We start from the raw sequence: 23,059 nt of genomic DNA, 5'->3' as shown, positions 1-23,059 counted from the left end.
ATTCGCCCCCACAATAAAAGCGCTGTCTACTCCATTAGGTGTGGATCCGCACCTCCGCCTCTTTTCCGGTGGGCCGGGCGTGCTGAGCGGCATTGGCTGCACGCTGGTCTTGCGCCGGTTCTGGTCGCCTGGCCAGGTCGAGCAGGCCGGGGATAACCCCACCGGCTTTCGCGAATGAATTCTCAACCATCGCGATAGATGCCACGTCTCGACTTGTGGGGGCGATTTCAATCGCTTAGGGCAGCGCAGCTGCCCCCTGAGGCATTGCAGGCCGAACCTGCTGCCCGGTTAGCGAATGAATTCGCCCCCACAACAAAAGCGCTGTCCGCCCTATGACGTGTGGATCCGCACCCCCGCCTTATTCCCGCCGGGCCGCGGGGCGCTCCGAGCGGGGGCAGGCATCCCTCATCCGAACGCGGCCCGCCCCGGCCCTCTCCCAAAGGGAGAGGGGAGCAGGCGGGCGGTCTTGCAGTGTGCTGTGGGCGTCTCGCTCACAGGAGCGTTTCGAGAAAGAACTCCAGGTTGCCCGTTGGCGTATCTGGCAAGGGCCAGCCGTAGACCCGATTGGCGATCTTCTTGAAGGCAACTGCGCTTTTCGATCGGGGGAACTCTTCGACAACGGCACGCTGTTTGCGGACTGCGGCATGCAATTGCTCGTCGTAAGGTACGGCGCCCAGGTAATGCAGGGCCACGTCGAGAGACCGCTCTGTGAGCTTGAGCATTTTCTTGTACAGATAGGGCCCTTCCTCCGGCGTCCGCGTCATGTTTGCGAGCAGGTGAAAGCGGCTTACGCCGTGAGTGAGATGAAGCAGTCGAATAAGGGCGTATGCGTTGGCGACCGACGCCGGCTCATCGCACACCACGACCAGGACTTCCCGGGCAGCAACCGCGAAGCTGACGACTGACTGGTCTATGCCGCTGGCCGTGTCGATGACCAGTACATCCAGGTCTTGGGCAATCTCACTGAACGCGTGAATGAGCCCCGCAAGCTGGGTGGAGCTGGTTTGCGCCCCGCCGGAAGCCGACGGCACCACCTGAATGGCTGCCGGCCCGATTTGGACAACCTCTGCGAGATTGCACCTGCCGGCAAAAACGTCAGCGGAACTGAAATTGGCATTCAGGCCCAAGGCGATATCGATGTTGGCCAATGACAGGTCAGCGTCCAGCAGCGCAACTCTGCGTCCCCTTCTCGCCAGCGCGATCGCCAGATTGGTCGACACTTGGGTCTTGCCGACGCCGCCCTTGCCGCTGGTCACTGCAATAACCTGAATCGGATTCGCTTCCATGCTCACCCCACACGTTCCCTGTTGGAGTCCTCCTTGCCGACCAGAACTGACGCTGATCTGACAGGGCCTTCATCAGCATTGGTGGGCGGCCGTACCGCCTGCCACCGCTGATAATGAATGCATAGAAAATTTCCTATCCATCCTTTCCCGCGGACTCTGCCACGGCGGCCAATATGGTGGCAAGTTGCCGTCAAAGATTACCCCCAAGGCTCGGGTTGTCGCAGCCAGCAAGTAGCCCCTGTCACACGACAGGTTGTGCGATACGCCGGTGGGTTTTGTGCAACGGCTGGCCCAGACAGGGGGTAGAATTCCCGCATTTACAACCGGCTCGCCTACACGGTTAGATGCGAGCCCACACTAGATGCCGATCATCTTCAAATTCGGGGAATAGACATGCGAATTCTGGTCACTGGCGGAGCCGGCTTCATTGGCTCGGCGCTGATCCGCCACGTGCTCACGCATACCAGCCATGACGTCCTCAACCTGGACAAGCTGACCTATGCCGGTAACCTCGAGTCGCTGGCAACCGTGGCAGACAACCCGCGCTATCAGTTCCTCCAGGCCGATATCGCTGACAGCCAGGTGGTTGGCCAGGCCCTGGCCCGCTTCCAGCCCGATGCCGTGATGCACCTCGCCGCCGAGTCCCATGTCGATCGCTCCATCGACGGGCCGGCCGCCTTTATCCAGACCAATATCGTCGGCACCTATAGCCTGCTGGAAAGCGTGCGCACCTACTGGCTGGGCCTGGACGCCGAACGCAAGGCCGCCTTCCGTTTCCACCACATCTCCACCGATGAGGTGTACGGCGACCTGCATGGCGTCGACGACCTCTTCACCGAAACCACGCCCTACGCGCCCAGCTCGCCCTACTCGGCGAGCAAGGCGGCGTCCGACCACCTGGTCCGTGCCTGGCATCGCACCTATGGCCTGCCGGTGCTGCTGACCAATTGCTCGAACAACTACGGCCCCTATCACTTCCCCGAGAAGCTGATTCCGCTGATGATCCTCAACGCCCTGGAAGGCAAGCCGCTGCCGGTCTATGGCAACGGCCAGCAGGTTCGCGACTGGCTGTTCGTCGAGGACCATGCCCGCGCGCTGCTGGAAGTCGTCACCCGCGGGCAGGTGGGCGAGACCTACAACATCGGCGGCCACAACGAGCAGAAGAACCTCGACGTGGTCCATACCATCTGCAGCCTGCTGGAAGAGTTGGCACCGCAGAAGCCGGACGGCGTCGCCCGCTTCGAAGACCTCATCACCTTCGTCAAGGACCGCCCGGGCCATGACCTGCGCTACGCCATCGACGCCGGGAAGATCGAGCGCGAATTGGGCTGGGTGCCACAAGAGACCTTTGCCACCGGTCTGCGCAAGACCGTGCAGTGGTACCTGGACAACCTCGAATGGTGCCGCCGCGTACAGGACGGCAGCTACCAACGCGAACGGCTGGGAGCTTCTGTATGAAAGGGATCATCCTTGCCGGAGGCTCCGGTACACGCCTGCACCCGATCACCCTGGGCGTATCCAAGCAGCTGCTGCCGATCTATGACAAACCGATGATCTACTACCCGATCTCGGTGTTGATGCTCGCCGGCATTCGCGAAATCCTGGTGATCTCTACCCCGCACGACCTGCCGCAGTATCGCGACCTGCTGGGCGATGGCAGCCAGTTCGGAGTCCGGTTCACCTTTGCCGTGCAACCGTCGCCAGATGGCCTGGCTCAGGCTTTCCTGATTGGCGAAGAGTTCATTGGCCAGGATTCGGTGTGCCTGATCCTCGGCGACAACATCTTCCACGGCCAGCACTTCACCGAGAAGCTCAAGCGCGCGACCAGCCATCCGAGCGGGGCGACTGTTTTCGGCTACTGGGTGAACGACCCGGAGCGCTTTGGTGTGATCGAGTTCGACAGCGAGGGTCGAGCCGTCTCCATCGAAGAGAAGCCCAAGCAGCCCAAGTCCAGCTATGCGGTGACCGGCCTGTACTTCTACGACAACGATGTGATCCGCATCGCCAGGGCGGTCAAACCCTCCGCGAGGGGCGAGCTGGAGATCACCGATGTCAACAACGCCTACCTCGAACGAGGCGACCTGCGCGTCGAGCGCTTTGGCCGTGGTTTCGCCTGGCTGGATACCGGCACCCACGACAGCCTCCTGGAAGCCTCCCAGTACGTGCAGACCATCGAACATCGCCAGGGGCTCAAGGTGGCCTGCCTCGAAGAAATTGCCTTTCAGAACGGCTGGATCGACAAGGACCAGTTGCTGGCCCAAGCCAAGGCCTTCGGCAAGACCGGTTATGGCCAGTATTTATTCAAACTTGCAGGTGAACACGCATGAAAGTAATTGCAACCGAGCTGCCGGACGTATTGATCCTGGAGCCCAGGGTCTTCGGCGATGAGCGCGGTTTTTTTTACGAGAGTTACAATTCGCGCGTGTTCGAGGAGCTCACTGGCCTGAAGCCGGATTTCGTGCAGGACAATCATTCGAGCTCCCAGCGCGGTGTGCTGCGTGGCCTGCACTATCAGGTGCAACAGGCCCAGGGCAAGCTGGTGCGCGTGGTGCAAGGCGAGGTCTTCGACGTGGCGGTGGATATCCGTCGCAGTTCGCCCACCTTCGGCCAATGGACCGGAGCTTATCTGTCAGCCGAGAACAAGCTTCAGATGTGGGTGCCCGAAGGCTTCGCACATGGCTTCCTGGTGCTCAGCGAGACGGCCGAGTTCCTCTACATGACCACCAATTACTACGCACCCGTGCACGAGCGCTGCATCCGCTGGGATGACCCGGACCTGGCGATCGACTGGCCGTTGACCGGGGCCCCGATCCTGTCCGTCAAAGACCAGGCAGGCGTTGCCCTCAAGGATGCGGACCTGTTCCCATGAAGGTCCTCATCACTGGCAACAACGGGCAGGTCGCCCGCGAGCTGCAGCTGATCCTCGCCGGCAAGGCAGAGGTCGTCGCCCTGGGGCGTGATCGACTCGATCTGGCCCAGCCCGAGCTGATCCGCCAGCAGATCCGCGCCCAGTCGCCCGACCTGTTGATCAACGCCGCCGCCTACACGGCGGTGGACCAGGCGGAAAGCGAGCCCGAAGCGGCCTTCGCCATCAATGCCACTGCTCCCGGCGTGCTTGCGGAAGAAGCGGCCGCGCTCGGCATCCCGCTGTTCCACTACTCCACCGACTACGTCTACGACGGCGACAAGCCGGCTCCCTACCACGAAGACGACCCGACCAATCCCCTGGGCGCCTACGGCCGCAGCAAGCTCGCCGGCGAACAGGCGATCCGGGCCGTCGGCGGCGCGTACCTGATCCTGCGCACCAGCTGGGTTTATTCCCTGCACGGGCGCAACTTCCTGCTGACCATGCAGCGCCTGCTGCAGGAGCGTGAGGAATTGCGCGTGGTGGACGACCAGATCGGCGCGCCAACCTGGGCCGGTAGCATCGCCCAGGCCACCGCCCAACTGGTGGAGAAGTGGCAGGCAGGCAATCGCAACTGGGGCGTCTACCACCTGACCAACCAGGGGGAAACCTCCTGGTTCGGGTTCGCCAGCGCCATCGCCGATCAATTGCGCGCCGAAGGCAAGCCTTGCGCGCGGCTGGTGGCCATCCCCTCCAGCGAGTACCCGACGCCGACGAAGCGGCCGCTCAATTCGCGTTTGGACGGCAGCAAGCTGGCGCAGGACTGGCAGGTCCGCCTGCCCGACTGGCGCAGCGCGCTGGCCGAGTGCCTGGGCGACACGCGCCCGCACACCTGAGTAGCTCCCGTAGGAGCGAGCTTGCTCGCGAACCTTCGCCAGCAAGCTGGCTCCTACGATTTCCCGCGCCGGGGCCTCCTCGCTCCTGACCGCTAAGTCTGATGCCATAATGCGCCTCATCGACCGGCGCACAGTGACAGCATGACCACCACCCCCATTCCCCATCGCCCACGCTGGCGCAGCCTGGTGCTGCTGGCGTTGCTGCTGGCGCCGCTGCTCTGGCCGCTGCAGCACTTCAGCGAGCGCTACTACAGCGAGTCCCTGGCCGAGCAGAATCGCCAGACCCTCGACCTCTACGTCGCCAACCTGCTGGGCACGCTACGTCGCTACGAGGTGCTGCCGCCGATCCTCGCCGACCTGCCGCCCCTGCGCACCCTGCTGGCCCAGCCGCAGAGCGCCGGCCTCCAGGCCGAGGCCAACCGCCTGCTGGCGGAAGTCCGCCTGGAAACCGGCGCTGACGTCATCTACCTGATGAGCCCCGCCGGCCTGACCCTCAGCTCCTCCAACTGGGATCAGCCCGACAGCTTCGTCGGCCGCAGCTTCCCCTTCCGCCCTTATTTCCGTGAGGCACTGGCCGGCAAACAGGGGCGCTTCTTCGGCCTCGGCACCACGTCGCGCAAGCGTGGCTACTTCTTCGCCAGCCCGGTGCGCGACGGCGCGCGGATCATCGGCATACTGGTGGTCAAGGTAGACCTGGACGACGCCGAAACCCTCTGGGGCAACACCCCGGAGCAGCTCATGGTGACCGACGCCAACGGCGTGGTGATCATTTCCTCGCGCAGCGACTGGCGCTTCCATGCCACCCGCCCGCTGGACAATGCCGAGCGCGCCGCCATTGCTGCGAACCAGCCATACCCGACGCAATCGCCGCCGCCGCTGAAGCTGGTCGACAAGGCCTGGCTCACCCAGAGCCGCGAACTCAAGGAGACCGGCCTGACCGCCAGCATCCTCGCCCCGCGCCAGCTGATCGACCGCCAGGTGACCACCACCATGGCCATCGGCGGCGCCACCCTCCTCACCCTGCTGCTGCTGCTCGGCCTGATGATGCAGCGGCGCCGTCATTACCTCGACCGCATCGCCCTCGACGCCCGCGCCCGTCACGAGCTGGAACTGCGCGTGCAGGAACGCACCCAGGACCTCGAAGCGCTGAACAGCCGTCTCAAGGGCGAAGTGCTGGAGCGCGAACAGGCCCAGCAGGAACTGGTGCGCGCCCAGGACGAGCTGGTGCAGGCCAGCAAGCTGTCGGCCCTGGGCACCATGTCGGCGAGCATCAGCCACGAACTGAACCAACCCCTGGCGGCCATCCGCAGCTACGCCGACAACGCCGGCGTATTGCTGGACCACGAGCGCCTCGACGACGCCCGCGGCAACCTGCGCCAGATCAGCGAACTCACCGGGCGCATGGCGTCGATCATCGCCCACCTGCGCGCCTTCGCCCGCCGCGACCGCCATGCCCCGGAAAGCGTCGCCCTGCAGCCCGCCCTGGACGATGCCCTGGCGCTGCTGGCCAAGCGCCGCCGGGCCATGGACGTAGAGTTGATCCGCGACCTGCCGGACGCACCGCTCTGGGTCCAGGCCGGCGAAACCCGCCTGCGCCAGGTGCTCGGCAACCTGCTCGCCAATGCCCTCGACGCCCTGGCCGAAAAAGCCCAGCCGCGGCGCATCTGGCTCAGTGCGGAAACCAGCGCCGACGGCGTCGACCTGCACCTGCGCGACAATGGTCCCGGATTCTCCGAGGACGCCCTGCGCCATGCCCGCGAACCCTTCTTCACCACCAAGACCAGCGCCCAGGGCCTTGGCCTTGGCCTGGCCATCTGCGATAGCCTGATGCGCGCCCTGGACGGTGAGCTGCTGCTCGCCAACCACCCGGAGGGCGGCGCCCTGCTGACCCTGCGCCTGCGTAACGGCGCCCCTGGCGTCATTCCACAGCCTCCCGAGGACCTCTCTGCATGACCAACGCCCTTGATGCCCGCACCCAGGTGCTGCTGATCGACGACGACCCGCACCTGCGCCAGGCCCTCAGCCAGACCCTCGACCTGGCCGGCCTCAAGGTGCAGGCCCTGGGCGACGCCCAAGGGGTGGCGGAGTGGATCGGCAAGGACTGGCCGGGCGTGGTGGTCACTGATATCCGCATGCCGGGCATCGACGGCCTGGAACTGCTCGGCCAACTGCGCGAACGCGACCCCGACCTGCCGGTGCTGCTGATCACCGGCCACGGCGATGTGCCCCTGGCCGTGCAGGCCATGCGCGCCGGCGCCTATGACTTCCTGGAAAAACCCTTCCCCAGCGACCAGCTGCTGGACAGCGTGCACCGCGCCCTCGACCTGCGCCGCCTGGTGCTGGAAAACCGCAGCCTGCGCCTGGCCCTCTCCGACCGCCAGCAGCTCAGCGGCCGCCTGGTCGGCCAGTCGCCGGCCATGCGGCGGCTGCGTGAACAGATAGGTGCCCTCGCCGCCACCAACGCCGATGTCCTCATCCTTGGCGAAACCGGTGCCGGCAAGGAAGTGGTGGCCCGTGCGCTGCACGACCTGTCGGCGCGCCGGGACGGCCCCTTCGTCGCCATCAATGCCGGCGCCCTGGCCGAGTCGGTGGTGGAGAGCGAGCTGTTCGGCCACGAGCAGGGCGCCTTCACCGGCGCGCAGAAACGCCGTATCGGCAAGTTCGAGTTCGCCAATGGCGGCACCCTGTTCCTCGACGAGATCGAGAGCATGAGCCTGGATGTCCAGGTCAAGCTGCTGCGCCTGCTGCAGGAGCGGGCGGTCGAGCGCCTCGGCGCCAATCAGCTGATCCCGCTGGATATCCGCGTGATCGCCGCTACCAAGGAAGACCTGCGCCAGGCCGCCGACCAGGGCCGCTTCCGCGCTGACCTCTACTACCGGCTGAATGTCGCCAGCCTGCGCATCCCGCCGTTGCGCGAACGTGGCGAAGACGCCCTGCTGCTGTTCCAGCACTTCGCCGACGCTGCCAGCGGCCGCCACGGGATGGCCGCGCGCAGCCTCGACAGCAACCAGCGCGCCCTGCTCCTGACCCACGCTTGGCCGGGCAATGTGCGCGAACTGCAGAATGCCGCGGAGCGCTTCGCCCTGGGCCTGGATCTGGCCCTGGACAATACGCCGGTGGACCTGCCCCAGGTGGCCGGCGGCCTCAGCGAGCAGGTGGAAGCCTTCGAGCGCGCCCTGATCGCCGCCGAGCTGACCCGCCCCCATGGCTCGCTGCGCAGCGTGGCCGAAGCCCTCGGCCTGCCGCGCAAGACTCTCTCCGACAAACTGCGCAAGCACAACCTCAGCTTCAGTGGCGGAAATCCCGCCGATGAGCAGGATTGATCGGCAATAAACCGCTTATCCATCCGGCAGATGGCTAGCTAAAAGCCACGTGCCAGAGCGTTTTCAGCGCAATGGCACAAGGTTTGCCCCTATAGATTCAATCCCTGCTCGCGCAGGGCCAGGAGGCCGGGCCCGCTAGTTCCCGGCCTCTCCCCGAGCGGGCCACAAGCCAGCCAAGGGGCATTCCCATCGATCGCCATCGGGCACCACCCCGAGGCACCACCCGGCTACCCGCCGGGTGCCCCGAAGCCCGGCCCCGTGCCGGGCTTTTTCATGCCCATGGAAATCACGAGACGCTCGCGAGCTCACGCGTAGGGTGCGCTGCGCGCACCGATATTCCGCGCCCGATCGGTGGTGCGCACGGCGCACCCTACGGGCTGCCAATTCATGTTCCGGATATCGGACGAGCGGCTCTCGTCCGAGGGCAAGTTGCCGAGTTTTGAATAGGCCTTTTACTGCCTGATTCTTAAAAACTTTCCTACTGAAAAGCGTCCCGTAAATAGCGAAATATCCGACACAAATCGGTCATTTCGTCCAAGGATTATGGTGATGCGTCATAGGAAGCAGGGCCGGGAAGTTGCAACTTGAAGCCCCTAGAAAACCGACTAGTGTGTATTAGGCGCTGCCCGGGATGGCTGGCCAAACGCTCTATCTTGCTCCCTTCGGGTGGCGATCTGCAGTAATCCCTCCCTCTACGACAGTAAGGAAAATGTCCGTATGACTCATTAGCCAGCTATTGATCTGGATCAGAACGCAGTCGCTAGACCAAGCGCTCAATAAGCACAGTTCCTACTCCTGGTGGAGGTGCAATATGTCAGATTCTTCCGACAAACTTCGACTTGGCGCCCTGGTCGCCCTAGTTGTCGGTTCAATGGTGGGCGGGGGCATTTTCTCACTGCCGCAGAACATGGCGGCGAGTGCCGACGTCGGCGCAATTCTCATCGGCTGGGGCATTACCGCGGTGGGCATGCTCACCCTGGCATTCGTCTTCCAGACCCTGGCCAATCGCAAGCCAAACCTCGACGGCGGGGTATACGCCTACGCCAAGGCCGGTTTCGGCGACTACATGGGTTTCTCCTCGGCCTGGGGCTACTGGATCAGCGCCTGGCTGGGCAACGTCGGCTACTTCGTGCTGCTGTTCAGCACCCTGGGCTATTTCTTCCCGATCTTCGGCGAGGGCAACACGCTGGCGGCCATCATCGGCGCCTCGATCGTCCTCTGGGCCGTGCACTTCCTGGTGCTGCGCGGCATCAAGGAAGCAGCCTTCATCAACCTGGTGACCACCATCGCCAAGGTGGTGCCGCTGTTCCTGTTCATCCTCATCTGCCTGTTCGCCTTCAAGCTGGACATCTTCACCGCTGACATCTGGGGCTCGAAAAACATCGAGCTGGGCAGCGTGATGAACCAGGTGCGCAACATGATGTTGGTCACCGTCTGGGTGTTCATCGGCATCGAGGGCGCGAGCATCTTCTCCGCCCGCGCCGAGAAGCGCAGCGACGTGGGCAAGGCGACCATCCTCGGCTTCATCATCGTGCTGCTATTGCTGGTGCTGGTGAACGTGCTGTCGCTCGGCATCATGACCCAGCCGGAACTGGCCAAACTGCAGAACCCCTCCATGGCGGCGGTGCTCAAGCACGTGGTCGGCCAGTGGGGCGCCGTGCTGATCAGCGTCGGTCTGGTCATCTCCCTGATCGGCGCCCTGCTTTCCTGGGTACTGCTCTGTGCCGAGATCCTCTTCGCCGCGGCCAAGGACCACACCATGCCGGCCTTCATCCGCAAGGAGAACGCCAACCAGGTTCCGGCCAACGCCCTCTGGCTGACCAATGCCATGGTGCAGCTGTTCCTGATCATCACCCTGTTCAGCGCCAGCACCTACCTGTCGCTGATCTACCTGGCGACCTCGATGATCCTGGTGCCCTACCTCTGGTCCGCTGCCTACGCGGTGCTGCTGCCCCTGCGCGGCGAGGGCTATGAGCAGGATGCATCCGACCGCAACAAGGACCTGGTCATCGCCGCCATCGCGCTGATCTATGCCGTCTGGCTGATCTATGCCGGCGGCGTGAAGTACCTGCTGCTCTCCGCCCTGCTCTACGCACCGGGCGTGATTCTGTTCGCCAAGGCCAAACGGGAAGTTGGCCAGCCGGTATTCACCAATGTCGAGAAGCTGATATTCGCAGCCGTGGTCATCGGCGCGATCGTGGCGGCCTACGGGCTCTACGACGGCTTCCTGACCCTGTAACTCGTAAGGAGACCTGCCATGTCCAAAGTCAAACTCGGCGTTCATTCGGAAGCCGGCAAACTGCATAAGGTAATGGTCTGCTCGCCGGGTCTCGCGCACATGCGCCTGACCCCCAACAACTGCGACGAGCTGCTGTTCGATGACGTCATCTGGGTCAACCAGGCCAAGCGCGACCACTTCGACTTCGTCACCAAGATGCGCGACCGCGGCATCGATGTCCTGGAAATGCACAACCTGCTGACCGACATCGTGCAGAACAAGGAAGCGCTGAAATGGATCCTCGATCGCAAGATCACCAATGACCAGGTCGGCGTCGGCCTGGTCAATGAAGTCCGCTCCTGGATCGAAGGCCTGGAGCCGCGCAAGATCGCCGAGTTCCTCATCGGCGGCGTCGCCGGTTCCGACCTGCCGGAGAGTGAAGGCGTCAGCGCCATCAAGATGTACCGCGACTACCTGGGCCACTCCAGCTTCATCCTGCCGCCGCTGCCCAACACCCAATTCACCCGCGACACCACCTGCTGGATCTACGGCGGCGTGACCCTCAACCCCATGTACTGGCCGGCCCGTCGCCAGGAAACCCTGCTGGCCAGCGCCATCTACAAGTTCCACCCGACCTTCACCGAGGCCGAATTCGAGGTCTGGTACGGCGATCCGGACAAGGACCACGGCATGTCCACCCTCGAGGGTGGCGACGTGATGCCCATCGGCAACGGTGTGGTACTGATCGGCATGGGCGAGCGCACGTCCCGCCAGGCCATTGGCCAACTGGCGCAATCGCTGTTCGCCAAAGGCGCCGTGCAGAAGGTGGTAGTCGCTGGCCTGCCGAAGTCCCGCGCCGCCATGCACCTGGACACCGTCTTCACCTTCTGCGACCGCGACCTGGTCACCGTCTTCCCGGAAGTGGTCAAGGAAATCGTGCCCTTCGTGCTGCGCCCGGATGAAAGCCGTCCCTACGGCATCGACATCCGCCGCGAAGAGAAGGACTTCATCTCGGTGGTCGCCGAGGCCCTCAACCTCAAAGAACTGCGCGTGGTGCAAACCGGTGGCGACGCCTTCGAGGCCGAGCGCGAGCAGTGGGATGACGGCAACAACGTGGTCTGCCTGGAGCCCGGCGTGGTGGTCGGCTATGACCGCAACACCTACACCAACACCCTGCTGCGCAAGGCTGGCGTCGAGGTGGTCACCATCAGCGCCAGCGAACTCGGCCGCGGCCGTGGCGGCGGCCACTGCATGACCTGCCCGATCCTGCGCGACCCGATCGATTACTGAGTTGACACCTCTGGCGGCTCCCCACCCGGAGCCGCCTGCCCCGCCAGCCACAAGCTGTTCTGACGGAGCCTGATTTCAAGTTACCCACAAGGAGAAAGAATCATGGCCTTCAACATGCACAACCGTAACCTGCTCAGCCTGATGCACCACAGCACCCGTGAGCTGCGTTACCTGCTGGACCTCTCCCGCGACCTGAAACGCGCCAAGTACAGCGGCACCGAGCAACAGCACCTCAAGGGCAACAACATCGCCCTGATCTTCGAGAAGTCCTCCACCCGCACCCGTTGCGCCTTCGAGGTGGCCGCCTATGACCAGGGCGCCAACGTCACCTACATCGACCCGACCTCCTCGCAGATCGGCCACAAGGAGAGCATGAAGGACACCGCCCGGGTGCTCGGCCGCATGTACGACGCCATCGAGTACCGTGGCTTCAAGCAGGAAATCGTCGAAGAACTGGCCAAGTTTGCCGGCGTACCGGTTTTCAACGGCCTGACCGACGAATATCACCCGACCCAGATGCTCGCCGACGTGCTGACCATGCGCGAGAACAGCGACAAGCCGTTGCACGACATCTCCTACGCCTACCTGGGCGACGCCCGCAACAACATGGGTAACTCCCTGCTGCTGATCGGCGCCAAGCTCGGCATGGACGTCCGCATCGCCGCACCGAAGGCCCTGTGGCCGAGTGACGAACACGTCGCCGCCTGCAAGAAATTCGCCGAGGAAAGCGGCGCCCGCATCACCCTCACCGAAGATCCTAAGGAAGCGGTCAAGGGCGTGGACTTCATCCACACCGACGTATGGGTCTCCATGGGCGAGCCGGTGGAAGCCTGGGGCGAGCGCATCAAGGAACTGCTGCCTTATCAGGTCAACATGGACATGATGAAGGCCGCTGGCAATCCGCGGGTGAAGTTCATGCACTGCCTGCCCGCCTTCCACAACAGCGAAACCAAGGTCGGCAAGCAGATCGCCGAGCAGTACCCGAACCTGAAGAACGGCATCGAAGTGACCGACGACGTGTTCGAGTCGCCCTACTGCATCGCCTTCGAGCAAGCGGAAAACCGCATGCACACCATCAAGGCGATCCTCGTTTCGACCCTCGCCGACATGTAAGTCCCGATACGCCCCGGACCGCGACGCGTTCGCCGGTCCGGGACGCATTTCACCCCTCAGGAGGAAATCACTATGCGAATCGTCATCGCATTGGGCGGCAACGCGCTGCTGCGCCGTGGCGAGGCCATGACCGCTGAGAATCAGCGGGAGAACGTGCGCATCGCCTGCGAACAGATCGCCAAGGTGGCGCCAGGCAACGAACTGGTGATCGCCCACGGCAACGGCCCGCAAGTGGGCCTGCTGGCCCTGCAGGGTGCCGCCTATGACGCCAAGAACCCCTATCCGCTGGACGTCCTCGGGGCCGAGACGGAGGGCATGATCGGCTACATGATCGAACAGGAGCTGGGCAACCTGCTGCCCTTCGAAGTGCCCTTCGCCACCATCCTGACCCAGGTCGAGGTGGACCCGTCGGACCCGGCCTTCCAGAAGCCCACCAAGCCCATCGGCCCGGTCTATCCCAAGGAAGAAGCCGAGCGCCTGGCCAAGGAAAAGGGCTGGAGCATCGCCCCCGATGGCGACAAGTTCCGCCGTGTCGTGGCCAGTCCACGGCCCAAGCGCATCTTCGAGATCCGCCCGGTGAAATGGCTGCTGGAGAAAGGCACGGTGGTGATCTGCGCTGGCGGCGGCGGCATCCCGACCATGTATGACGAGTCGGGCAAGAAGCTCTCCGGCGTCGAGGCGGTGATCGACAAGGACCTCTGCTCGGCCCTGCTGGCCGAGCAGCTGGAAGCCGACCTGCTGGTGATCGCCACTGACGTCGACGCCGCTTACATCGACTGGGGCAAGCCGACGCAGAAGGCCATCGCCCAGGCCCACCCGGACGAACTGGAACGCCTCGGCTTCGCCGCCGGCTCCATGGGGCCGAAGGTGCAGGCCGCCAGCGAATTCGCCCAGAAGACCGGCAAGCCCGCGGTGATCGGTGCGCTGAAGGACATCGAAGCCATTGCCCTTGGCCAGGCCGGCACCAGCGTCAGCACCAGCGCGGCGGGGATCCAGTACCGCTGAGCGCTCCCTTCACCTTGTGGGGGCGAATTCATTCGCCAAGGGCAGCGCAGCTGCCCCTTGAATGCCCGAAGGGCAGACCTACGGTCTGCTCAGCGATTGAAATCGCCCCCACAGGGTCCTCTCTCCCTTGCAACATCTCCCCAATCTCCCGCCGAATGACCAAAGGCGTGACTTGATAGTCATACCCCTCGTCAGGTAGACATCCCGTTAAATTCGAGCTGCCACCTGGCTCATGCCACCTGGCCCGCGATGCTTGACGCTGCATAAAGCCGCCTCTTTGGAGCGGCACCCCGCCGCCAAGCCCGCCCGCCGGCATGAGATGGTCTTTTTGAGGAGTTTTCGAGAGATGTCCCGACTTCCAGTGATTGTGGGTTTTGGCGGCTACAACGCGGCTGGGCGAAGCTCGTTCCACCACGGCTTCCGCCGTATCGTGATCGAGACCCTGGACGCCCAGGCCCGCCAGGAAACCCTGGCAGGCCTCGCCGTGATGATGAAGCTGGTCTCGGTTGCCGAAGGCCAGTACCTCGACGGCGACGGCGAGGCCCTGACGCTCGCCGCGATCGAAACCCGCTTCGCCGCGCAGATCCTCGACTCCACCCTGGTGCGCCGCATCGACAAGCAGCACCTGGACGTGGATGCCGCTCACTGGCAGAAGAACCTCACCGCCCAGGTGGGCGACGGCCAGGCCCTGAGCTTCATCACCTCGCGCAAGCAGCTGCCCGAGCCGCTGCCGGCCAACTGGTCGGTGGAAGCCCTGGACAACGGCGAAGTGCGCGTGGCCATCCACGGCGCTTGCGACTTCAAGGTCGACAGCTACCGCGAGCTGCCGGTGAAGTCCGCCGGCCAGCTGCCCGGCGGCTTCGAGCCGGGCGAGCTGTACAACTCGCGCTTCCACCCGCGCGGCCTGCAAATGTCGGTGGTCGCCGCCACCGACGCCATCCGCTCCATCGGCCTGCCCTGGAAGACCATCGTCGACCGCGTGCAACCCGACGAGATCGCCGTGTTCTCTGGCAGCATCATGAGCCAGCTGGACGAGAACGGCTTCGGCGGCATGATGCAGTCGCGCCTCAAGGGCGGCCGCGTCACCGCCAAGCAGTGCCCGCTTGGCCTCAACACCATGCCGGCCGACTTCATCAACGCTTATGTGCTGGGCAGCGTCGGCACCACCGGCAGCGTTACCGGCGCCTGCGCCACCTTCCTTTACAACCTGCAGAAGGCCATTGAGCAAATCGCCAGCGGCAAGGCCCGCGTGGCCCTGGTGGGCAACGCCGAAGCGCCGATCACCCAGGAATGCATCGACGGCTACGGCGCCATGGGCGCCCTGGCCACCGAGGAAGGCTTGCGCCAGGTCGGCGGCCGCGAGGACGTGGACTTCCGCCGCGCCAGCCGGCCTTTCGGCGAGAACTGCGGCTTCACCCTGGCCGAATCCAGCCAGTACGTGGTGCTGATGGACGACGCCCTGGCCCTGGAGCTGGGCGCCGACATCCACGGCGCGGTGACCGACGTCTTCATCAATGCCGACGGTTTCAAGAAATCCATCTCGGCCCCCGGCCCGGGCAATTACCTGACGCTGGCCAAGGCCGTGGCCGCCGCCTCCCAGCTGATCGGCGCCGACGGCGTGCGTGAGCGCAGCTTCGTCCATGCCCACGGCTCCAGCACACCGGCCAACCGCGTCACCGAGTCCGAGTTGCTGGACCGCGTCGCCGCCGCCTTCGGCATCGAGCAATGGCCGGTTGCCGCGGTCAAGGCCTACGTCGGCCACTCCTTGGCCACCGCCAGCGGCGACCAGGTGATCGCCGCCCTGGGCACCTTCAAGTACGGCATCCTGCCAGGCATCAAGACTATCGACCGGGTCGCCGACGATGTACACCGCCAGCACCTCGCCATCGAAACCCGCGACCTGCCTCTGGGCGAACGCCAGATGGATGTCTGCTTCATCAATTCCAAGGGCTTCGGCGGCAACAACGCCACCGGCGTGGTCATCTCGCCACGCCTGGCGGAGAAGATGCTGCGCAAGCGCCACGGCGAGGCCGCCTTCGCTGCCTACAGCGCGAAGCGCGAGCAGACCCGCGCCAACGCCGAGGAATACGATCGCCGCGCCCGTCTCGGCGAGTTCGACATCATCTACAACTTCGGCAATGACCTGATCGACGAACAGCTGATCGAGCTGAGCAGCGAGGGCATCCAGGTGCCCGGTTTCGCCAAGCCGCTGCTGTACAAGAAGGACGAACGCTTCGCCGATATGCTGGACTGACCCGTTGGCAGGTCTGGGGCCGGCTGTGCTCTCGTAGGTTGGCGCTGAGCGGAGCGAAGCCCAACAGCGGCCTGCTGGGCGTGTTGGGAGCGCTGCGCGCTCCTTGTTGGGCTTCGCTCCGCTCAGCGCCAACCTACTGGTGCTTCGCCGATGAATTCGCTCCTACAAGAAAGGGCCCCTCGGGGCCCTTTTTCATTGCTTGTGCTCAGTCCAGCGCCCGCGCCAGCTGGATCAGCTCCGCCCGCCACTCGGCGGCGACCGGCAGGGCCAGGAAGGAAGGATTGAGGAAGTGCTCGCGGGCCTCGTAGGTCAAGGCTTCGCCGGCCAGGTCCAGCACCTCGCCGCCGGCGCCTTCGAGCACGCCCTGGGCGGCTGCGGTGTCCCATTGGCTGGTGGGCGCCAGACGCGGATAGCAGTCGGCGGAGCCTTCGGCCAGCAGGCAGAACTTCAGCGAGCTGCCGATACTGGCCAGCGCCAGGTCACCGAAGCGTTCGTTCAAGCCGGCCAGCAGGCGCTCCTGGGCCGGACTCGAATGGCGCTTGCTGGCGACCACGGTAAAGGCTTCGTCAGGGGCGATGCGCACGCTGATCTCGTGGGGGTCCTCATCGACATCCAGGCACCAGGCACCCAACCCGGCACCGCCGTAGTAGCAGCGCCCGCCCACTGGCATGCCGACCACGCCGAACACCACCCGCCCGGCTTCCACCAGGGCCACGTTGACGGTGAACTCCTCGCTGCCGGCAATGAATTCCTTGGTGCCGTCCAGCGGGTCCACCAGCCACCAGCGCTGCCAGTTGGCGCGCTCGCCCAGGGGAATGTCCGCAGCTTCCTCGGAAAGCACCGGGATGCTCGCATCCAGCGCCGCCAGTCCGGCGGCCAGCAGCTTGTGCGCGGCCAGGTCGGCGGCGGTCACGGGCGAGGTGTCGGCCTTTTCGATGACATCCAGTTCGCCACGCCAGTAAGGCAGGATGACATCACCCGCCTGGCAAACCAGGTCGATCACGGCAGGAAGCAAGGGATGGCTCACGATGGGTACTCCCCACGCTGGGTCAGGATATCGCGGGTCAGGTAGAGCGCCGCCAGGGCGCGCCCTTCGCTGAATTGCTGGTGCTGGGCGAGGCTCGAAAGCTCGCGCAGGCTGATGCGGTCCACCCGCAGCGGCTCGGGCTCGTCGCCCGGCAGGCGCTCTTCATAGAGATCGCGGGCCAGGACCACCTGGATCTTCTGGCTCATGTAGCCAGGGGACAGCGAGAGCTCGGTGAGGTGCTCCAGTTGGCGGGCACCGAATCCGGCCTCCTCCTTAAGCTCACGGTTGGCGGCGGCAAGCACATCCTCGCCCGGCTCGATCAGTCCCTTGGGCAGGGACAGCTGGTAGTCGTCGGTGCCGGCGCAGTACTCCTCCACCAGCAACACGTGCTCGGCATCGGCCATAGCCACCACCATCACCGCGCCGTAGCCGGAGCCTTTGCCCACCAGACGCTCGTAGGTGCGCTCAACGCCATTGGCGAATCGCAACTGCAGCTCCTCGACACGGAACAGGCGGCTGCTGGCGACTATCTCGCGAGCGAGCACCGTGGGCTTCTGACGCATAACGGACTCCTTGGCATGACCGGCGGGTTATCATACCCCGCCTTTGCCCGTTGTCCCCGCTGGAGATTGCATGCCAGCGACGACCAGCGATGCAATGGCGACACCCCCTGGAAATCGACCGACACCGCCCATGCCCCAACTGCCCTGGATCGACATCGACACCGTACTGCTCGACATGGACGGCACCCTGCTCGACCTGCACTTCGACAATCACTTCTGGATGGAGTACCTGCCGCAGCGCTATGCCGAGCACCACGGCATCAGCCGTGAACTGGCCGACGCCGAACTGCTGCCGCTGTTCCGTGAGAACGCTGGCCAGCTCAACTGGTACTGCACGGACTTCTGGAGCCGCGAACTCAAATTGTCGATCCGCGACCTCAAGCGCGAAGTGGCCCACCTGATCGCCCTGCGCCCGGATGCCGACCTCTTTCTCGCCGCCCTGCGCCGCGCCGGCAAGCGCGTGGCGCTGATCACCAACGCCCATCGCGACTCGCTGTCGCTGAAGATGGAGCGGGTCGAACTGGCGCCCTGGTTCGATCGCCTGATCAGCTCCCACGACTACGGCTACCCCAAGGAAGACCAGCAGTTCTGGCAGGCCCTGCAGGAGGACTTCGGCTTCGATGCGGCGCGCAGCCTGTTCATCGACGACAGCCTGCCGATCCTGCGCAGCGCCCGGCAGTACGGCGTCGCGCAATTGCTGGCCGTGCGCGAGCCGGACAGCCGCAAGGGCCCGAAGGACACCGAGGAATTCGCCGCGGTGGACAGCTACCGCACACTGATCCTGGGAATCTGAGCCGGCATCCGCACGCCGAGAGGAAACGCCATGGACATCAAGCAACTGAAGTTCCTCGTCGCCCTGGAGGAAACCCGCCACTTCGGCCAGGCCGCGGCGCGCTGCCACGTGACCCAGCCGACGCTGTCCATGCGCCTGCGCAGCCTGGAGGAAGAGCTCGGCCTGGAACTGGTGATTCGCAGCCAGCGCTTCGAGGGCTTCACCGATGCCGGCCTGCGCGTGCTGGCCTGGGCGCGCACCTTGCTGGCGGCCCACGACGGCCTCTATGCCGAGGCGGCCGCCTGCCGCGGCCAGCTGGTGGGTACCCTGCGCCTGGGCGTGGTGCCGCTGGCCGGCTTCGATCCGATGCGCCTGGTGGAGGCGTTTTCCAGCGAGCACCCGAGCCTGCGCTTCCAGCTGTATTCCTTGAGCTCCGAGCAGATTCTCGAAGGCCTGGCGCGCAACCAGCTGGACCTCGGCCTGTCCTACCTGGACCGCCTCGACCGTGAGCACTTCGAGAGCCTGGAGCTGGCACAGACCCGCATGGGCCTCTTGCACGACCGCCGCCACTTCAACTTCGACGCCCCGGCCCTGCCCTGGGAAAGCCTGATCGATCTGCCGCTGGGCCTGTTGTCAGGCGGCATGCACTTCCGCCAATCCATCGACCACGGATTCCGCAGCCGCGGCCTGTCACCCCAGCCACGCCTGGAAACCGACGCCGTGCACCAGCTGCTGCGGGCCGTCAGCGCCGGCCTGTGCTGCGCCATCATGCCCCTGGATAGCGGCCTCGATGACTTCACCGAACACCTGGCGCTGACCCCCATAGAGGACGCCCGCACCCTGGCGCCCCTGGGCCTGATCCTGCGACGCGGCGCCCCCCGCTCGGCGCTGGCGGATGCCTGCTTCACCGAGGCGCGCGCCCTGCTGGGGCTGGCTCCGGCGTCGTGATAAACGCCGTCGATCAGCGTATCGGGAATAGCGATTAGACGCCCGTCCCAGACGGGCCTAGCATGGCACTGAGTCAATCCGTCGCAGGGCCAGAAACATGCCACGTCCAGACACCAGTGGCCCCCTCGCCGCAGCCACTACCCCCTCCTCTCCCACCGGCTACGCCTTCGCCGAGCTGGATACCGGTGCCCACGTGGAAGACGCCGTGCTGGCCGAGGAATGCGCCCTGGCGATCTCCTATAACGGCATCAGCTACGCCGTGATGATGGTGTCCCCCAGCGCCCTGGAGGATTTCGTCGCCGGCTTCAGCCTGACCAGCGCTGTGGTGCAGTCCATCGACGAGATCTATGACATCCAGATCGAAGGCGAAGGCATCGCCCTGCACGCCGAAGTGGACATCGGCAACCGCGCCTTCTGGTCTCTCAAGCAGCAGCGCCGCAACCTGGCCGGCACCACCGGCTGCGGCCTCTGCGGCGTCGAAGCCCTGGAACAGGCGCTACCCGAACTGCGCTCCCTGACACCCGGGCGCCTACCGCCCGCCGAGCACTTCGTCGACCTGCGCCAGCGCATCAACGAAGCCCAGGAACTGGCCCGCCGCAGCGGCGCGCTGCATGCCGCGCTGTTCGTCGACGCCGCCGGCGAGGTGCGCCTGTGCCGCGAAGACATCGGCCGCCACAACGCCCTGGACAAGCTGATCGGCGCCCTGCTGCGGGAAGGCCTCGACCCCCGTGCCGGATTCGCCGTGGTCACCAGCCGCTGCAGCCTGGAACTTATCCACAAGGCGGTGCGCGCCGGCCTGTCCACCCTGGTCAGCCTCTCCGCCCCCACCACCCTGACAGTGGAATGGGCGCGCCGACACCATCTCAACCTCATCCACCTGCCCCATCACAGCGCCCCACGGGTCTACAGCCCGGCGCCGCAAGAGAAATCCCCGAGCCAATGAGCCTGCAACCCGTACACCCCAGCTACAAACCCTACAAGGGCGCCGCGGCCGGCTGGGGTGCGCTGAAAAGCGTCACCCGCTTCTGGCTGGACAGCAAACAGCCGTTCAAGAACCTCCGCGCCCTGCTCAAGACCAATCAGAACGGCGGCTTCGACTGCCCCGGCTGCGCCTGGGGCGACTCCCCCGAGGACGGCCGCATCAAGTTCTGCGAGAACGGCGCCAAGGCGGTCAACTGGGAAGCCACCAAGCGCCGGGTGGATGCCGCCTTCTTCGCCCGCTACAGCGTCAGCCAACTGCGTGAGCAGAGCGACTATTGGCTCGAGTACCAGGGCCGCCTGACCCAGCCCATGCGCTACGACAGCCAGACCGACCACTATGTGCCGGTCAGCTGGGAACACGCCTTCGCGCAGGTTGCCCGTCACCTGCGCGGCCTGGAAAGCCCGCACCAGGCGGAGTTCTATACCTCCGGCCGGGCGAGCAACGAAGCGGCCTACCTCTACCAGCTGTTCGTCCGCGCCTTCGGCACCAACAACTTCCCCGACTGCTCGAACATGTGCCACGAGGCCAGCGGCGTGGCCCTGGGCCAGAGCATCGGTGTCGGTAAGGGCAGCGTGACCTTCCACGACTTCGAACACGCTGACGCCATCTTCGTACTGGGTCAGAACCCCGGCACCAACCACCCGCGCATGCTCGAACCTCTGCGCGAGGCGGTGAAGCGCGGTGCCCAGGTGGTCTGTTTCAACCCGCTCAAGGAGCGCGGCCTGGAGCGTTTCCAGCACCCGCAGCACGCCCTGGAAATGCTCAGCAACGGCTCGCGGCCGCTGAATACCGCGTTCTTCCGCCCGGCCCTGGGTGGCGACATGGCCGCCCTGCGCGGCATCGCCAAGTTCCTCCTGCAGTGGGAGCGGGAAGCCCAGGCAAAGGGCGAGCCAGCGGTATTCGACCACGCCTTCATCGCCGAGCACACCGAGGGCGTAGACGCCTACCTGGCGGAACTGGATGCCACGCCCTGGGAACAGATCGAGCAGCAATCGGGCCTGACCCTGGACGAGATCGAGATCTCCGCACGCATCTACCGCGATGCCCGCAGCGTGATCATCTGCTGGGCCATGGGCATCACCCAGCATCGCCACTCGGTGCCGACCATCCAGGAAATCGTTAACCTGCAACTACTGCGCGGTAACGTCGGCCGCCCCGGCGCCGGCCTCTGCCCGGTGCGCGGCCACAGCAACGTGCAGGGCGACCGCACCATGGGCATCAATGACCGGCCGCCGGCGGCGCTGCTGGATGCCCTGGAGCGGCGCTTCCGGTTCAAGGTCCCGCGGCAGAACGGCCACAACACGGTAGAGGCAATCAACGCCATGCTCGAAGGCCAGGCCAAGGTCTTCATCGGCCTCGGCGGCAACTTCGCCCAGGCCACGCCGGACAGCCCGCGCACCCACGCCGCGCTGCAGAACTGCGAACTGACCGTGCAGATCAGCACCAAGCTCAACCGCAGCCATCTGACCACCGGCCGCGAGGCGCTGATCCTGCCCTGTCTTGGCCGCACCGATATCGACCGCCAGGCCGAAGGGCCGCAGGCGGTGACGGTGGAAGACTCGTTCAGCATGATCCATGCGTCCTATGGCCAGCTGGAGCCGTCCTCCCGCGAGATGCGCTCGGAACCGGCCATCATCGCCGGCATCGCCAAGGCCACCCTGGGCGATCGCCCGGTGGATTGGGACGCCATGGTTGCCAACTACGGCCGCATCCGCGAACTGATCGCCGACACCATCCCCGGCTTCCAGGACTTCAATCAACGTGTACAGAACCCGGGCGGCTTCTACCTGGGCAACACGGCCAACGTCCGGCAGTGGAGTACCTCCAGCGGCCGCGCCAACTTCACGGCCAGCCCGCTGCCAGCGGATCTGCTCCACGAGAAGGTCCGCAGCACCGGCGAGACGCCGCATCTGATCCTCCAGACACTGCGCTCCCACGACCAGTACAACACCACCATCTACAGCCTGGACGATCGCTACCGCGGCGTGCGCGGCCAGCGCGAGGTGGTCTTCGCCAACGAGGCGGACATCCGCCGCCTGGGCTTCGAGCCAGGGCAGAAGGTGGACATGGTGACGCTCTGGGACGATGGCGTGGAACGCCGGGTTTCCGGCTTCAGCCTGCTGGCCTTCGATATTCCCGCCGGACAGGCCGCCGCCTACTACCCGGAAACCAACCCCCTGGTGCCCCTGGAAAGCTACGGCGACGGCAGCTACACGCCCACCTCGAAATTCGTGGCCATCCGCCTCGAAGCCTCCCGCGACAACGGCCGCATCCTTTGAGGATGCGGCTCGCCCCGTAGGGTGCGCTGCGCGCACCGGGAATCCTGCGCGGAGTTTCCGGTGCGCACGGCGCACCCTACATAGGCGCAATGGCGGCAATAAACTTCCAATGGAAATAAGGGAACTTTGTTTCGACGAACTTTAATTCTGCGAAACAATTTGAAACATCGCTTCAAGCGCTATATAAAGTTCCCACGCAAACGGAACTTTCAGGGCACTTTGCTAGCAGTCAAAAAGTGCGAAAGGCAGGACTGGAGA

Annotated in this window: 18 protein-coding genes; 15 read left to right on the top strand and 3 right to left on the bottom strand. The window is 65.0% G+C overall.

Annotated elements, in window-relative coordinates:
* Positions 1–491: 491 nt before the first annotated feature.
* Complete coding sequence (locus E8F12_RS17100) at positions 492–1,286, bottom strand: MinD/ParA family protein (protein ID WP_280326406.1); 795 nt, start codon at positions 1,284–1,286, stop codon at positions 492–494.
* Between the two features lie 393 nt (positions 1,287–1,679).
* Here E8F12_RS17100 and rfbB point away from each other — a divergent pair, with 393 nt between their 5' ends.
* From rfbB to E8F12_RS17045, 11 genes are all read left to right on the top strand, one after another.
* A complete protein-coding gene (gene rfbB, locus E8F12_RS17095) occupies positions 1,680–2,744 on the top strand; it encodes a dTDP-glucose 4,6-dehydratase (protein ID WP_280326405.1) in 1,065 nt (354 codons plus the stop codon).
* Positions 2,741–3,613, top strand: coding sequence for a glucose-1-phosphate thymidylyltransferase RfbA (rfbA, locus tag E8F12_RS17090; protein WP_280326404.1), 873 nt, complete (start codon positions 2,741–2,743; stop codon positions 3,611–3,613). The genes rfbB and rfbA overlap by 4 nt, the downstream gene beginning before the upstream one ends.
* Entirely contained in the window at positions 3,610–4,155 is a 546-nt protein-coding gene (gene rfbC, locus E8F12_RS17085; protein ID WP_280326403.1) for a dTDP-4-dehydrorhamnose 3,5-epimerase, read from the top strand. Before rfbA ends, rfbC begins: the two co-directional genes overlap by 4 nt.
* Entirely contained in the window at positions 4,152–5,027 is an 876-nt protein-coding gene (gene rfbD / locus E8F12_RS17080) for a dTDP-4-dehydrorhamnose reductase (RefSeq protein WP_280326402.1), read from the top strand. The genes rfbC and rfbD overlap by 4 nt, the downstream gene beginning before the upstream one ends.
* A gap of 141 nt (positions 5,028–5,168) precedes the next feature.
* Positions 5,169–6,980, top strand: a complete 1,812-nt coding sequence (locus E8F12_RS17075) for an ATP-binding protein (RefSeq protein ID WP_280326401.1) — start codon at positions 5,169–5,171, stop codon at positions 6,978–6,980.
* Positions 6,977–8,350 carry a sigma-54 dependent transcriptional regulator gene (locus E8F12_RS17070; RefSeq protein WP_280326400.1) on the top strand — a complete coding sequence of 458 codons (1,374 nt, stop codon included), beginning with the start codon at positions 6,977–6,979 and terminating at the stop codon, positions 8,348–8,350. Before E8F12_RS17075 ends, E8F12_RS17070 begins: the two co-directional genes overlap by 4 nt.
* Before the next feature lie 811 nt (positions 8,351–9,161).
* On the top strand, positions 9,162–10,589 hold the full coding sequence (arcD, locus tag E8F12_RS17065; RefSeq protein WP_280326399.1) for an arginine-ornithine antiporter: 1,428 nt from the start codon (positions 9,162–9,164) through the stop codon (positions 10,587–10,589).
* A gap of 18 nt (positions 10,590–10,607) precedes the next feature.
* Positions 10,608–11,858, top strand: a complete 1,251-nt coding sequence (arcA, locus tag E8F12_RS17060; protein WP_280326398.1) for an arginine deiminase — start codon at positions 10,608–10,610, stop codon at positions 11,856–11,858.
* 102 nt (positions 11,859–11,960) lie between these two features.
* Complete coding sequence (locus tag E8F12_RS17055) at positions 11,961–12,971, top strand: ornithine carbamoyltransferase (RefSeq protein WP_280326397.1); 1,011 nt, start codon at positions 11,961–11,963, stop codon at positions 12,969–12,971.
* A 72-nt stretch (positions 12,972–13,043) separates the two neighbouring features.
* Positions 13,044–13,976: a carbamate kinase gene (arcC, locus tag E8F12_RS17050; protein WP_280326396.1), complete on the top strand. Its 933-nt coding sequence runs from the start codon at positions 13,044–13,046 to the stop codon at positions 13,974–13,976.
* A gap of 346 nt (positions 13,977–14,322) precedes the next feature.
* Positions 14,323–16,230, top strand: a complete 1,908-nt coding sequence (locus tag E8F12_RS17045; protein ID WP_280326395.1) for a beta-ketoacyl synthase — start codon at positions 14,323–14,325, stop codon at positions 16,228–16,230.
* A 205-nt stretch (positions 16,231–16,435) separates the two neighbouring features.
* Here E8F12_RS17045 and cysQ read toward each other — a convergent pair whose 3' ends face one another.
* Positions 16,436–17,257: a 3'(2'),5'-bisphosphate nucleotidase CysQ gene (cysQ, locus tag E8F12_RS17040; RefSeq protein WP_280326394.1), complete on the bottom strand. Its 822-nt coding sequence runs from the start codon at positions 17,255–17,257 to the stop codon at positions 16,436–16,438.
* On the bottom strand, positions 17,254–17,820 hold the full coding sequence (gene nudE / locus E8F12_RS17035) for an ADP compounds hydrolase NudE (protein ID WP_280326393.1): 567 nt from the start codon (positions 17,818–17,820) through the stop codon (positions 17,254–17,256). The genes cysQ and nudE overlap by 4 nt, the downstream gene beginning before the upstream one ends.
* A gap of 130 nt (positions 17,821–17,950) precedes the next feature.
* Between nudE and yrfG the strand changes: the two genes are divergently transcribed.
* From yrfG to E8F12_RS17015, 4 genes are all read left to right on the top strand, one after another.
* On the top strand, positions 17,951–18,613 hold the full coding sequence (gene yrfG, locus E8F12_RS17030; RefSeq protein WP_280326392.1) for a GMP/IMP nucleotidase: 663 nt from the start codon (positions 17,951–17,953) through the stop codon (positions 18,611–18,613).
* Between the two features lie 30 nt (positions 18,614–18,643).
* Complete coding sequence (locus E8F12_RS17025) at positions 18,644–19,540, top strand: LysR family transcriptional regulator (protein ID WP_280326391.1); 897 nt, start codon at positions 18,644–18,646, stop codon at positions 19,538–19,540.
* 97 nt (positions 19,541–19,637) lie between these two features.
* Positions 19,638–20,483: a formate dehydrogenase accessory sulfurtransferase FdhD gene (gene fdhD / locus E8F12_RS17020; RefSeq protein ID WP_280326390.1), complete on the top strand. Its 846-nt coding sequence runs from the start codon at positions 19,638–19,640 to the stop codon at positions 20,481–20,483.
* Positions 20,480–22,801 carry an FdhF/YdeP family oxidoreductase gene (locus tag E8F12_RS17015; protein ID WP_280326389.1) on the top strand — a complete coding sequence of 774 codons (2,322 nt, stop codon included), beginning with the start codon at positions 20,480–20,482 and terminating at the stop codon, positions 22,799–22,801. Before fdhD ends, E8F12_RS17015 begins: the two co-directional genes overlap by 4 nt.
* Positions 22,802–23,059: the final 258 nt, after the last annotated feature.

It is taken from the genome of Pseudomonas sp. BN102 (genome assembly GCF_029871245.1).
Taxonomy (GTDB): Bacteria; Pseudomonadota; Gammaproteobacteria; order Pseudomonadales; family Pseudomonadaceae; genus Metapseudomonas.
The sequence above is the reverse complement of the archived record's forward strand: the minus strand, read 5'-3'. Positions and strand labels throughout refer to the sequence as shown.